The 14604-nt window shown below is 36.4% G+C and carries 13 protein-coding genes; all 13 read right to left on the minus strand.

All coding sequences use genetic code 11. The annotated features are described in order from the left end of the window. Window positions 1–38 precede the first annotated feature (38 nt). The 13 genes from Q9R40_RS07325 to dnaN all read right to left on the minus strand — a co-directional run bounded on the left by Q9R40_RS07325 (window position 39) and on the right by dnaN (window position 14443). Window positions 39–923, minus strand: a complete 885-nt coding sequence (locus tag Q9R40_RS07325) for an ROK family protein (protein WP_297940262.1) — start codon at window positions 921–923, stop codon at window positions 39–41. A gap of 96 nt (window positions 924–1019) precedes the next feature. Next, the gene (gene dnaB / locus Q9R40_RS07330) at window positions 1020–2393 is read right to left on the minus strand and encodes a replicative DNA helicase (protein ID WP_004896324.1); all 1374 of its coding nucleotides are present in this window, start codon (window positions 2391–2393) and stop codon (window positions 1020–1022) included. 2 nt (window positions 2394–2395) lie between these two features. Then, entirely contained in the window at window positions 2396–2851 is a 456-nt protein-coding gene (rplI, locus tag Q9R40_RS07335; protein ID WP_304677061.1) for a 50S ribosomal protein L9, read from the minus strand. 11 nt (window positions 2852–2862) lie between these two features. After that, window positions 2863–4881 carry a DHH family phosphoesterase gene (locus Q9R40_RS07340; protein WP_300722519.1) on the minus strand — a complete coding sequence of 673 codons (2019 nt, stop codon included), beginning with the start codon at window positions 4879–4881 and terminating at the stop codon, window positions 2863–2865. A gap of 107 nt (window positions 4882–4988) precedes the next feature. Beyond that, window positions 4989–5906 (minus strand): magnesium transporter CorA family protein, encoded by a 918-nt coding sequence (locus Q9R40_RS07345; protein ID WP_011161252.1) that lies wholly within the window; start codon window positions 5904–5906, stop codon window positions 4989–4991. Window positions 5907–5999: 93 nt separating this feature from the next. Beyond that, window positions 6000–6236: a 30S ribosomal protein S18 gene (gene rpsR / locus Q9R40_RS07350; protein WP_003649728.1), complete on the minus strand. Its 237-nt coding sequence runs from the start codon at window positions 6234–6236 to the stop codon at window positions 6000–6002. 24 nt (window positions 6237–6260) lie between these two features. After that, a complete protein-coding gene (gene ssb, locus Q9R40_RS07355) occupies window positions 6261–6779 on the minus strand; it encodes a single-stranded DNA-binding protein (protein WP_011161251.1) in 519 nt (172 codons plus the stop codon). Window positions 6780–6812: 33 nt separating this feature from the next. Then, a complete protein-coding gene (gene rpsF / locus Q9R40_RS07360) occupies window positions 6813–7109 on the minus strand; it encodes a 30S ribosomal protein S6 (RefSeq protein ID WP_004896331.1) in 297 nt (98 codons plus the stop codon). A 186-nt stretch (window positions 7110–7295) separates the two neighbouring features. Continuing rightward, entirely contained in the window at window positions 7296–9779 is a 2484-nt protein-coding gene (gyrA, locus tag Q9R40_RS07365; RefSeq protein ID WP_304677067.1) for a DNA gyrase subunit A, read from the minus strand. A gap of 10 nt (window positions 9780–9789) precedes the next feature. After that, a complete protein-coding gene (gene gyrB / locus Q9R40_RS07370) occupies window positions 9790–11757 on the minus strand; it encodes a DNA topoisomerase (ATP-hydrolyzing) subunit B (protein WP_304677069.1) in 1968 nt (655 codons plus the stop codon). Further along, window positions 11758–12882, minus strand: a complete 1125-nt coding sequence (gene recF / locus Q9R40_RS07375) for a DNA replication/repair protein RecF (protein ID WP_094497957.1) — start codon at window positions 12880–12882, stop codon at window positions 11758–11760. Window positions 12883–12885: 3 nt separating this feature from the next. Next, window positions 12886–13101: a S4 domain-containing protein YaaA gene (gene yaaA, locus Q9R40_RS07380; RefSeq protein WP_304677085.1), complete on the minus strand. Its 216-nt coding sequence runs from the start codon at window positions 13099–13101 to the stop codon at window positions 12886–12888. A 211-nt stretch (window positions 13102–13312) separates the two neighbouring features. Beyond that, a complete protein-coding gene (dnaN, locus tag Q9R40_RS07385; protein ID WP_094497959.1) occupies window positions 13313–14443 on the minus strand; it encodes a DNA polymerase III subunit beta in 1131 nt (376 codons plus the stop codon). Window positions 14444–14604 lie beyond the last annotated feature (161 nt).

The following is a 14604-nucleotide window of genomic DNA, read 5'->3' on the forward strand; positions in this document are numbered from 1 at the left end:
GGCAACTTTACTTGAAGTTGCCTTTTTATTATATATTTTTATTGATTTTTCAAAGCTTCCTTAGCTAGCTCAAAGTCACCTAAAGTTGCAGAACCATTGTCTTCAACTGCTGGACGTACAATTAATTCGTTGACGTCTGGCGTTGCAACATAATTATTGTTAAATTCTCTAAAGAATCCACGAACTTGGACCAAATCTTGATCATTGAGTACAGATCCACCAACAACCATAACATCTGGGCGCATAGTCATGTAAGCATTAAATAATAATTGAGCTACATAGTATGAAACATAGGTAAACACCTTGTGGTCTCTAGGTAATTTTTCACCTGGAATACCGGTTCTTCCCTCTAGAGAAGGTCCCGCTGCCATTCCTTCAACACATTTATTACCGTGAAATGGACATCTTCCAGTATAGTTGTCGCCAGGATAAGGGGTAACTAGCATGTGCCCCATTTCTGGGTGATTATTTAAACCAATGAATTTACCAGCTTGTACCGCACCGGCACCAACTCCTGTTCCAATTGTTACATAGAAATAGGTCTTAGAATCGTCTTTTCCACGTGCAATATATTCCCCGTAGCAAGAAGCATTAACGTCAGTAGTCATTACTACGGGAATGCCTAGTTCTTTTTCAAAAGTCCCTTTAACGTTGGTTCCTGACCAACCACGCTTAGGTGTATCTAGGATATAACCAAATGTTCTAGAATTTGGATTGATGTCAATTGGACCAAAAGTACCAATTCCTAAAGCAGCCACTGGATGCTCTTTAAAGAATTCAATACTTTTTGCTAAAGTTTCTTTTGCATCTGTTGTTGGAATTCTCTTCTTAGCTACAACTTTACCACTTTCAGTATCTTGAACTGCCAAGATAAATTTAGTTCCACCAGCTTCAATACTGCCCACATATTTATTTTCTACCATTCAACTTACACCTTCTCATTCACTTAACTTTACTAGAAAGATATACTTTTAACTATTATAGTATAGCTAATTAATGAAACGCTTACAAATCTTTTTTTAAGCTTCGCTATGAGTATAGTCAAGATTTGAAAAACGGTTATATGGTTTAGAAAACATTAATTTTACTGTTCCACGTGTACCAGAACGGTTTTTCTCAATAATTACTTCTACCTCGCCGTTATCTTCTTCTGCTTCTACTTCGCCTTCATCATCTTCATCGCGCTCATCACGATAATAATCATCACGATAAAGGAAGGCAACAATATCGGCATCTTGTTCAATAGACCCAGATTCACGAATATCAGATAAAACTGGCCGCTTATCTTGACGTTGTTCAACCGAACGAGAAAGTTGTGATAGAGCAATAACAGGAATATGTAATTCTTTAGCTAATTTCTTTAATTGACGTGAAATTGCAGAAACTTCCTGTTGTCGAGATTCACTACGTGGTCCTTCAATTAGCTGCAAGTAGTCAATTACAATTAAGCCTAAATTTCCTTTTTCTTTAGCTAATCTACGTGCTTTAGCTCGAATCTCACTCATTTTAATTCCCGGCGTATCATCAATATAGATACTGGTATTATCTAGGGAACCTGCCGCTACAACTAATTTACGCCACTCCTCATCAGTCAGCTGACCTGTTCTAAGATGCTGTGAATCAATTAGTCCCTCTGAAGCTAGCATTCTTTGAACTAATTGCTCAGCTCCCATTTCAAGAGAGAACATAGCAACAGTTTTATCAGTTTTTAGTCCAACAAATTGTGCCACATTAAGAGCAAAAGCAGTTTTACCAACCCCAGGACGAGCGGCCAATATAATTAATTCATCATCGTGAAAACCAGTTGTCATCTTATCTAATTCAGAAAATCCAGATGGTAAACCAGTCACCATATTTCCATCATCAGGAATTGAGTTAATTTCTTCCATAGCCGTGTTTAGTACATCATGAATAGATTTGAACCCACCACTTGCATTATCCTGGGAGACACCCATTATTTGGCTTTCAGCATCATCTAAGATATCAGTTACATCATCAGAGCCTTCAATTGCATTTTGAATAATCCTTTGACTAGTAGAAATTAGATTTCTAAGAATAGCTTTTCGCTTTACAATTTTTGCGTAGTAAGTAACATGGGCTGCTGTTGGAGTTGCCATTGATAGTTCTGTAACGTAGGCGATCCCCCCAATATCATCCACTTGATTATTTTTCTTTAACTCATCTTGTAAAGTAACTGGGTCAATTACTTCCTCACGATCTGAGATATTAAGCATTGCCTGAAAAACAATTCTATTTGCATGTTCATAAAAATCATCAGGCTGTAATACATCTGAAGCATCAATAATTGCTTCGGGATCTAAAAAGACGGCCCCTAGGACCGCCTTTTCTGCTTCACTATCATGGGGAATTTGTTGAGAAACAACATTATCCATTATTAGTCTTGCTCCGTAATGTGAACGCGAATTACTGCTTCTACGCCTTTAAATAATTTAACAGGTACATTTGTATACCCTAATGATTTAATTGGTTCTGGAAGCTCTAATTTACGCTTATCAACCTTGATTCCGTATTGCTTTTCAAGTCCTTCAACAATCTTCTTACTTGAAATAGAACCAAATAAGCGAGAATCAGTACCAGCCTTAGACTTAAAGTTAACAATAGTTTTATCATCTTCAAGTTTTTTCTTAATATCTTCAGCAGCAGCCTTCTCTGCTTCATAAGCATCTTTTTCAGCTTTTTGAACACGTCTTAAGGTATTTAAGTTAGAACTAGTAGCTTCTTTAGCGTATCCATTTTTAATCAAGAAGTTTTGAGCATAGCCATCAGGTACGTTCTTAACTTCTCCGCGTTTACCTTTACCCTTCATATCTTTAATAAAAATAACTTTCATAAGTTTCACTCCTATTCATTTTCTTTGAGGTAGTCATTAATTGCTCCCAAGAGCTTAACTTTAGCTTCTTCGATTGTTATCCCCTTGAGCTGAGTTGCGGCATTAGATAAGTGACCGCCTCCGCCTAGTTTTTCCATAATTACTTGAACGTTAACATTACCCATTGAACGAGCTGAGATACCGACTGCATCTTTACTCCGTCTAGTTAATGCAAAACTGGCATCTACATGTTCAAGAGATAAAGCTGTATCGGCTGCTTGAGCAGTAATAATAGGGTCATAGATCTTATTTTCTTCACCTACTAAGAGAGCCATATCTGGTTCAATCATGTCAATCGTAGAAACTAAGTGACTTCTTTGCAAGTAATTATCGATATTTTCCTTCAAAAGTTCAGATACAACTTGCGTATCTGCTCCAATTGACCGTAAATAACTTGCTGCATCAAAAGTTCTAGTTCCAGTTCTCAAGGAGAATTCCTTTGAGTCGACCGTAATACCAGCTAGCATAGCTGATGCTTCTAAATCAGTCAAGACACCTTCTCCACCTTGAGGTTGGTACTCAATCATTTCAGTTACAAGCTCACAAGTTGAAGATGCATAAGGCTCAATGTATACCAGCATTGGATTTTCAGGAAATTCTTCTCCACGACGGTGGTGATCGATAATAATTAATCGATTCTTCAATCGATCGTAAAGTTCCGGATCATAAGTAATACTATACTTAGAATGATCGGTTAAAACTAGTAGGGACTCATCGGTTGCTTCTTCTAAAGCATCTTTAGGCGAAATAAATATATCTTTATCGATCCCTGCAGCTTGCATTTTAGCAATTAAACGTCCTACGTCATAATTAACATGATCAACATCTAAAACAACACTAGCTTTTACACCATGAATTCGAGCAATTTTTACAATTCCGATTGCAGATCCAATTGCATCTAGGTCAGGATTTCGATGTCCTTGAACAAAAACATGGTCAACGCCCTTAAATAATTCTACCAAAGCCTGAGAAACCATTCGAGCTCTTACCCTAGTTCGTTTCTCCATTGGATTAGATTTTCCACCATAAAAATGTGCTTCGTGACCCGATTGTTTTACAACAACTTGGTCTCCACCACGTCCTAAAGCTAAATCTAAGTTAGATTGAGCTTGATCAGCAATTTCATTTAAGCTTTCTGAGCCAAATGCAATCCCAATAGATAACGTCAATGGCATATTCTTTCGACTTGATTCAGTTCTAACTTTATCCAAAATAGAGAACTTATCTTCTTCCATCTTGGCTAAATCATGCATATGCGTCAACAAAATAAAGTGATCTTCATCAATACGTTTAAGATATGAATTAAATTGTCCAGCATAATTACTAAGGGCATTTTGGACATATGAACTCATATTTGTTAGGTTCTGATCACTCATAGACTGGCTTAATTCATCATAATTATCAATAAATATTAAGCCAATTGCTAATCTCTCTTGTTTATACTTCTCCTCAATATTGGCATAGCGCGTAATATCAAGTAAATAAACAACACCCAAGTCATCTTGGACAACCATTTCAAACTTTCGGTCGCCCCATTTAATAATTTTATTTTGATTGCTATTTGACTTAATAGCATCATCAACATATTTAGCTAACTCTTTATCTACTGACGAGATAGAAGAGCCGATAATATCTTTACCATGCAAATACATTTGCAGATAAGGATTAATCCATTGAATTTGTCGATCTTTATCATAAAGCATAATTCCGAGAGGCATTTTAATCATAGCCTCTTGTTCCCCACGCTTTATGCGGTATGAAAGATTAGCAGCGTAATTATTAGTATTCCCAGCTAGAACATAAATTCCATATATTACAAAAATAATTGTTAAGATGAACAACAGCACCATAGCAAGTCCAAAAAGTGGACTAATTAATGTCCCAATAATTGCTCCTAATAAGGATAAAACAAGGACAATAATCAGCGATGCTGTTAAACGTGTATCTTTAACAAATTCAGGCAATTCTAATTTGCGTAAAAAGCCTTTCATTGAAGTTCCTTCCTGTTTATAGCATTAATATCATCAAAAATAATCTACTGCATCATTTTATATTATACATCAAAAAATGCTTGCTTATCATCTAAGCTAAGCAAGCATCAGAGCATGTTATGTCGACGTAAATACCAAAGCAAAATTGCCATTACAATAATCGAACCTACAGTAATTATCACCCAGTCAAATGGATTATGAAAAATAGGCAAATCAACATTCATCCCAAAGAATCCTGTTACAATAGTTGGAATTGTTAAAAGAAGTGACCACACAGTCAAAAATTGCATGGTATTGTTTAAGTTATTATTCAGAATGTTGTTGGACGTCTTAGAGATTTCCTCAGTAACTTCACTATAAATTTTGATCATCTGTGAAGATTGCTGAACTTCAATGATAATATCGTCACACATTTCCTCTTCAGAAGCATTCATATGAAGTCCTGATTTTTTATTTTTTAGACTTTCAAGCATCATTAGATTAGTTCTAATTGAACTAGATAAATAAACCAAACTTTTTTCAACCTGTGATAATTCTTGTAAGTCTTTATTATGAATTCGCTCACTTAAGTTATTATCTAAAACTAATCGCTGACTGTTTAGCTGGCTAAGTGCCCTTTGAAAGTATTTCGTAACGGCAAAAAGAATAGCAAAAATCAATTCTTTTTCACTATGAATATGCTCATCGGGGCGTTGCCTAAATTCTTCAATCATATAAGTTGTATCAGGAGAATGAACAGTAAAAAGTGTATGATCGACCATTAAAAACTTAATTGGTAAAGTCGTAAAATGATCTGCATCAGCTGTTGGCCAAACTGGAACATCGTAAACCAACAAATCACTGTTAGTAATATAATCATGATCAAAGTGAGGACGTTCGTGAAGGTCGGTAATATAAGAGATAATCTCTGACGTCAAATCAAAATCATCTTTTAATAATCTAATATCATGATCGTCACAGTTATAAATATCGTACCATTTGTAGTCAAAATCAATGTTTCCGGCTAGTTTTTGCTTAATAATCATGACAATCCCTCCATTTACTTCTTTTATAATACCGCAAAAAACAAAATAAAAAGAGTAGCATAAGCTACTCTTTTTATTAATTGTGATCTGTTATTAGTCTTCTGCGACGAATGGCAATAAGCCCATAACACGAGCTCTCTTAATAGCAACAGTCAACTTACGTTGATTCTTTGCGCTAGTGCCAGTGACACGACGTGGTAAGATCTTACCTCTTTCAGAGATAAAACGTTTCAACAAATCAACATCTTTGTAGTCGATGTAGTCAATGTGGTTAGCTGCAATAAAGTCAACCTTGCGACGACGACGGCCACCTCTTCTTTGTTGAGCCATATCAAAGATCCTTTCTAATTAAAATTAAAATGGGAGATCATCATCTGAGATGTCAATTGTGCTACCTGAATCTGCAAATGGATCTTGCGGTTTATTGCTTTCTCCACTAGCAGGAGCATTATTCATGCTTGGTGCACTTGATCCACCAAAATTATTGGTACTTGGAGCATTTCCTCCTTGCGGAGCAAAATTACCACCATTAGTCTGACGATTTTCACGATCACGACGTGATTCTAGTAAAGAGAAATTATCAACAATGACTTCAGTCACGTATACTCTCTTACCATCTTTATCATCGTACGTTCTAGTTTGAATCCGACCTTGAATACCAACTAATGAACCTTTTGAAGTAAAGTTAGCAAAATTTTCTGCTGCTTTACGCCAAATTACACAGCTGATGAAATCAGCACCACGCTCACCTTGACTATTGGTATATTGACGGTCAACAGCTAGAGTAAACGTAGCAACTGAGATTCCACTCCCGGTTGTACGTAAATCAGGATCACGTGTTAAACGGCCAACAAGTACAACATTATTAATCATACTTTTGTCCCCTTCCTAATTCACGAAAACAAATTACTTGTCTAATTTTACAGTCATTGAACGTAAAATTTGGTTATCAATACGAGAAAGACGACCAAATTCATCAACTGGTTCAGAGTTTTCTGCAACGAAAGTCATAATGTGATAAGTACCTTCACGGTATTTTTCAATTTCGTATGCGAAACGTCTCTTACCCCAATCTTTAGATTCAAGTTCTTCAGCACCGTTGTCAGTAACAACTTTATCGAAACGATCGATCAATGCTTTCTTTGAATCTTCGTCAATATCAGGCTTGATGATGTAAGTAACTTCGTACTTAGTTTTTGCCATAATAATTGCACCTCCTCTTGGACTAAATGGTTCTTGCTAAAATCAAGAACAAGGAGTAATGAATAATATTACTCACAATGCTTGATTCTATCACATAAACAAAAAATTACCAAATATTTTTTCACGTGATCCTGAGTTTTATTACTCAATTATTATTACGCAAAAAATTTGGTAATTTTTTATTTATTAATTTTCTTCTACTGGTTCTTCTTCAGTAGTGCTTTCTTCATCACTAGCTTTAGGAACGGCAGTAATACTTGCGACTTGTGCACCATCGTCAACCTTGATTAAACGTACACCCAATGTAGCTCTTCCAGTTTGAGAAACATCGTCCACATCAAAGCGGATCATGACTCCCGCACTGGTAATTAGCATAATATCTTCATCGCCATTGACTACTGTTACACCAGCTAAAGGACCATTCTTTTCAGTAATGTTCGCAGTCTTAATTCCTTTACCTCCACGTCCCTTAACTGGGTATTCAGAAGCTGCAGTACGTTTTCCATATCCTTTTTCAGAAATTACTAATACTTCTGAATCAGGTTCTAGAATATCAGATCCAACGACATAATCGTTATCTCTTAAATTGATTCCGCGAACACCAGCTGCTGTTCTTCCCATCGAACGAACATCTTTTTCATTAAAGGTAACTGCATAACCGAGATGAGTGCCGATAAGAATATTTTGTTTTCCATCGGTAGTTAAAACATTATTCAGTTCATCCCCATCTCGCAATGTTAAAGCAATCAAACCACTGCGACGAATATTCTGGAATTCGCTGACTTTTGTTCTTTTAACTGTTCCCATCTTAGTAACAAAGAACAGATAATTATCATCCGCTCCTTCAGGCACATTGATTACAGCTTGAATCTTTTCGCCTTTATCAAGTTCTAAGAGATTAACTATTGGCAAGCCTTTAGCATTTCTTCCAAATTCTGGAATTTCATAGGCTTTCTTTGAGTAAACTTTACCTAAGTTGGTGAAGAATAGTAAAAAGTCATGGGTACTTGAGAAGATTAAATGGTTGATGAAATCATCATCTTGAACTCCCATTCCCTTTATTCCACGTCCACCACGGTTTTGTACCTTGAATTCATCTGCTGGCATACGCTTAATGTAGCCATTGTGAGTTAGAGTTAAAAGAACATCTTTTTGTTCAATTAAATCTTCATCTTCAATTGAAACGGCTTCACCTTCAGCAATCTTAGTGCGACGATCATCCCCAAAACGCTTTTGAATATCAAGTAACTCATTGTAAATAATTTCATCAATTCGTTCTGGTTTAGCTAAGATATCCTTGTAATCTGCTATTTTTGCTTGCAAATCTTGATATTCAGCTTCAATTTTATCGCGCTCTAAACCTGTTAAACGAACCAATCTCATATCTAAAATAGCTTGAGATTGACGATCGTCTAAACCAAAGTTTTGAATTAATTGGGCCTTAGCAATATCACTATTTTGTGAACCGCGAATAATCTTAATGATTTCATCAATATGATCGAGGGCAATTCTTAATCCAGCTAAAATATGTGCTCTAGCTTCGGCCTTCTTTAACTCAAACTTAGTTCTGCGAGTAATAACATCTTCTTGGTGGTGAAGATAGTACTCAAGCATTTGCTTCAAAGTTAAGAAATGAGGCGCACCATTGACAATGGCAACCATATTCATTCCGAAGTTTGCTTGCATTTGGGTCTCTTTAAATAAATTATTTAAAACCACACTAGCACTTGCATCACGGCGAATATCAATGGTAATTCTCATACCAGTCTGGTCTGATTCATCCCGTACACCAGTAATACCATCGATTGTTTTTTCACGAGCTAAATCAGCTATCTTTTTAACTAATTCAGCTTTATTTACTAAGTAAGGAAGTTCCGTAACTACAATTCGCTCGCGACCATTTTTTTCAGTTTCAATATCGGTCTTTGCCCGAACAACGATATTTCCTTTTCCGGTTTCATAGGCACGGTAAATACCTCCACGTCCCATCACAATTCCACCAGTTGGGAAATCAGGACCAGGAATTACTTTCATTAAATCTTTAGTAGTAACATCGGGATTATCCATCAACATGTGAATGCCGCGAATTACCTCTGCCAAATTATGTGGCGGAATATTTGTTGTCATACCAACTGCAATACCACTGGCACCATTGACAAGTAAGTTAGGAATTCTTGCTGGCAATACTGCGGGTTCATTTTCTGTATCATCATAGTTACGTTGCCAATCAATAGTTTCTTTATTGATATCACGAAGCATTTCAACCGCAATTTTGCTCATTTTTGCTTCGGTATAACGCATTGCGGCTGGTTCATCCCCATCGACAGAACCAAAATTTCCGTGTCCATCAACTAGCATGTAACGATAGGAAAAGTCTTGAGCCATGTGGGCCATAGCTAGATAGATTGAAGAGTCACCATGCGGGTGAAACTTACCCATAACTTCCCCAACAATTCTGGCACTCTTCTTATATTGCTTATCTGGTGTAACTCCTAATTCATGCATTCCGTAAAGAATACGACGTTGTACAGGCTTTAAACCATCTCGAACATCTGGTAAGGCACGAGCCACAATAACTGACATAGCGTAGTCTAAGAAGGATGTACGCATGGTATGGGTTAAATCAACATTACGTATTCTGTGATCTTGAGGTTGATTTTCGTTAGCCATCTAAAGCCTCCTAAGCATCTAAATTCTCAACGTATTTAGCGTTCTTTTCAATAAATTCTCGTCTTGGACCTACTTCATTACCCATCAAGAGGTCAAATATCTTGTCAGCATCTTCCGCATATTCAGGACTTACTCGATCTAACCGACGATTTTCTGGATTCATTGTAGTTTCCCATAGTTGCTCTGGATCCATTTCTCCTAGTCCCTTATAACGTTGAACAATTGGTTTAGGACTTGGTTGCAAGGTACCTAAGTAATCATGCAATTCTTCGTCAGTATCGAGATATTTCTCTACCTTACCTTGGCGAACTTGGTATAGAGGTGGACGAGCTATATAAACATATCCCTTTTCAATCATTGGACGCATGTAGTTATAGAAGAGAGTCAAAAGCAGAGTTCTAATGTGAGCACCATCGACATCGGCATCTGTCATGATGATCAATTTATGATATCTTGCCTTTGAAACGTCAAAATCAGCACCAAATCCTGTACCTAAAGCGGTAAAGAGGGATCTAATTTCTTGGTTAGCAAGTATTCTATCCATTGAAGCTTTTTCAACGTTCAGAATCTTACCTCTAATTGGCAAAATTGCCTGCGTTAAACGAGAACGTCCTTGCTTTGCAGATCCACCGGCAGAGTTACCCTCAACGATAAATAACTCTGAAATACTTGGATCATTACTGGTATTGTCAGCTAGTTTTCCTGGCAAGTTAGCAATTTCAAGTCCTGACTTCTTACGTGTAACTTCACGTGCACGCTTAGCAGCAGTTCTAGCTCTTTCAGCAAGTTGTCCTTTTTCAACAATCTTACGACCAACAGAAGGATTTTCCATTAAGAAACGACTAAACGTTTCTGAAAATGCTCGATCGACTGCAGTTCTAGCATCTGAGTTTCCAAGCTTAGTCTTAGTCTGACCTTCAAACTGGGGACTAGGGTGCTTAACAGATACAACAGCTGTAATTCCTTCACGAATATCTTCACCAGATAAGTTATCATCTTTATCCTTCAAGATTTTAGCCTTATGAGCATAATCGTTAACTACACGAGTTAGAGCAGTCTTAAAGCCGGCTTCGTGCATCCCACCTTCATAAGTGTGAATATTGTTTGCGAATGTCATTAAAGTTGTTTTATAGCCGTTGGTGTATTGCAACGCAACTTCAACATCAATACCTTCATAATTACCTTCAACATAGATTGGTTCATCAAATAATACTTCTTGACCTTTGTTTAAAAAGGCAACGTATTCTTTGATCCCGCCTTCAAAGTGGTAAACATCGGTCTCAGCACTTTCTTTACGCTTATCGGTAAAGGTTAATTTTAGGCCCTTGTTTAAGAAAGCAAGTTCACGAATTCTGTTCTTTAAAATTTTATCATCGAAAGTTGTGGTTTCGGTAAAAATATCTGGATCAGGATAGAACCGAACAGTCGTTCCGTGTTCTTCAAGAGGCACAGTTCCTACTTGTTTCATTTCGTCTACTACACGGCCATGATCAAAAGAAATTGCATATTTCTTTCCATCCCTCATAACAGTAACATCAAGTTTAGTTGAGAGGGCGTTTACTACAGATGCACCAACACCGTGAAGACCACCAGATACTTTATATCCGCCACCGCCGAATTTACCACCAGCGTGCAAAACAGTAAATACAGTTTCTAGAGCTGGACGACCTGTTTTAGCTTGAATATCAACGGGAATACCACGTCCATCATCTTGGACTGTAACACTACCATCTTCATTAACAGTGACTTCAATCTTAGTTGCAAAACCTGCTAGTCGTTCGTCAATACTATTATCAATAATTTCCCAAACAAGGTGGTGTAAGCCTTGGCTACTGGTTGAGCCAATGTACATACCTGGGCGTTTTCTAACTGCTTCAAGTCCACCTAAAACTTGAATTTGACTTGCGTTATAAGTATCTGCACGCTTTTCAAAATCTTTAGCTTTATTTAATGCTGCCTTGCTCTTATCTTCTGCCATTTAACTCTCCTTTGTACTGATCGTTCCAGCAGAAATGTGATAGACCTTAGGTTCTTTCACGATTTCCCAAGAAATACCTTCTAAATCTGTTGTTGTGATAAAAGTTTGCGTTTTTCCATGAATATAATTCAGTAAACTGCTCTGTCTTCGATGATCTAATTCGCTCATTACATCATCTAAAAGTAAAATTGGATACTCTTGTGTCAATTCATGTACTAATTGAATTTCAGCCAACTTTACACTTAAAGAAATCGTCCGTTGCTGTCCCTGAGATGCAAAATCATGGGCATTTTTATCGTTAATTAAAAAATCCAAGTCATCTCGATGGGGGCCACTTAATGTAGTTCCCTTTCGAATTTCATTAGGACGATTTTTTTTATAACTAGTAATAACTTTTTGATAAATAGTTTCTACATCATCCTCTGGGGTAATTTCCTTAACTGATGGACGATAAAAAATCTTTAATTTTTCAGCTTGACCACTAATCTCACTATGCGCAATTTGAGCATATGAATTAAGTTTTTTAATGTATTTAATTCTTCTCGAAATTATCTCTGCTGCAATTCCTGCCAACTGATCTGACAAGACATCTAAAAAAACTAGATCATTTGCCTTTTTTATGCTCAATTGCTTCAAGTAATTATTTCTTTGTTGCAGTACCTGCCGATACTGACTTAGAAAATATAGATATTCTGAATTAATTTGCCCAAACTCTAAATCCATAAAACGTCTTCTAATTGATGGAGCTCCTTTAACCAGTGCTAGGTCTTCGGGAGAAAACAAAATTGCATTCATTTGTCCTACATAAGCGGAAAGCTTCTTTTGCTCTAGTCTATTTACCCAGGCTTTTTTTCCGTTTGGTGTTAAACGCAATTTTAACTCTACTTCTAATTGACTTTTATGAACTTTTCCTTGTAAGCCCGCAAATTTACTTCCAAAACGAATTAATTCTTTATCGCTATTTGTTCGATGAGATCGAGTTAGGGCCAAAAAATAAATCGCCTCAAGTAAATTAGTTTTTCCTTGGGCGTTTGGACCAATAAAAATATTTACATGAGGGTCAAAATTTATCTTTAGTTCTTCAAAATTTCTAAAATCTTTTAATTCAAAGTTTGCAAGATACATCGGCTACTCTGAAATAAATTCATACTCTTCTCCAGCCAAGTTTAGTACATCTCCAGGATGTATTTTCTTTCCACGGCGATCTTCTACTTCACCGTTCAACTTAACAGGATTTTCTTTTAGATACCATTTAGCTTGACCACCAGAAGCTATCACACTCTCTTCTTTTAAAAACTGAGCCAGCGTAATATATTCTCCCTTAATTGTGAATTTTTTGATAATATCACCCCATTTGCCTTGTCATACCTAGTCATTATACCGTTTTTTTATGTGAAATTCAATTTTATGACGTATTGTAGCCTTTTTTAAGCCGCTTTATTCCAATTTAATATGACTATACTTAACTGGATGAAAATTCGCTTAATCAGCCTAAATTTAGCTTTTAAATATAATGCACGAAAAAAAGAGCTACAAAAGTAGCTCTTTTTATAAACTAAAATGTTCTAACTGGTGTAATTAATTGAGTAAAGTTGACATCTTGTTTTGCCGGTATCACCGTAAATGGTCTTAGCGGCTGAGTAAAGTTCATAACAATGGAATCAGTAATAGAAGCACGTAAAGCTTCTCTTAGATAATCAGGGTTGAAGGAAATAGTTAATCCCTCTCCTTCAAGATTCTTAAAACCAATTTCTTCTTCCACGTTCCCTATTTCAGGTGAATCACCTTGGAGTTTAACTAATTGATTTTGAACATCGAGAGTCATTTTAACCACATTGTTTCGGCTTTCGTGAGTAAGAAGACTGGCACGTTCTAGAGACCGAGCTAAAACTGGTAATTCAAATTCAACTGAAGTTGTAGATTCAGTTGGAATTAAACGATCAGTGTCTGGATATTGTCCATCAAGTAGACGTGAATAGAATGCAATATTTCCTACTTCAAATAGAACTTGGTTTTCCCCAGGATTTACTGTAATTTCCGGATCACTTTCTCCGATAATTCGAGATAGTTCAACTAAGCTCTTCCCTGGAATAATTAAGTCAGTACTTGTTTGCGGACCATTTTCTAGAGAAATTTGACGTTGAGATAGTCGGTGACTATCGGTAGCAACTGCTTTGATTGATGAATTGCTGAAGATAAAGTTAACACCAGTTAAGGTTGGACGACTTTCTTGAGTAGCAACTGCAAAAACAGTTTCGTTAATAATTTCTCTAAATGTTTTACCAGAAATTTTAAATGAAGCATCAGTAGAAATTTCTGGTAAATGTGGATAATTATTTGCATCTAAACCGTTAATCATAAATTCGGTATTTTCAGAAACAATTTTTGTTTGGAAACTCTCTTTTACCTCAAATGAAAAATCTTTACCAGGTAATTTTTTTACAATTTCACTGAAAAATCGTGCTGGTAAAACGATCGATCCCGTAGATTGAACAATTAGATCATCGTTTACAGGGATTTGAATTTCAATAGAAATGTCAGTATCACTACCGGTTAAAGTAAGCATCTCATCTGTAAGGGTAAGTTTTATGCCGCTTAAGATTGGAATAGTAGCACGTGAAGAAATTGCACGCATAGCATTATTTAGGTTTTCGAGGAATAAATTACGATTAATTGTAAACTGCATCGTTTACCTCCTGTGAAGTTATATGTACGTTGTTTTATTTAATTATATATTTAAATACTTAGAAGTAGTAGTAGGGCCAGTGGAATCTGTGGGAAAGTAGGCAAACACCTGAATAAAGCGCACTTTTGCATGTTTAATAAATGTGGACAAAGTTAAAAGTT

Source organism: uncultured Lactobacillus sp. (genome assembly GCF_948948975.1).
Classification (GTDB): Bacteria; Bacillota; Bacilli; order Lactobacillales; family Lactobacillaceae; genus Lactobacillus.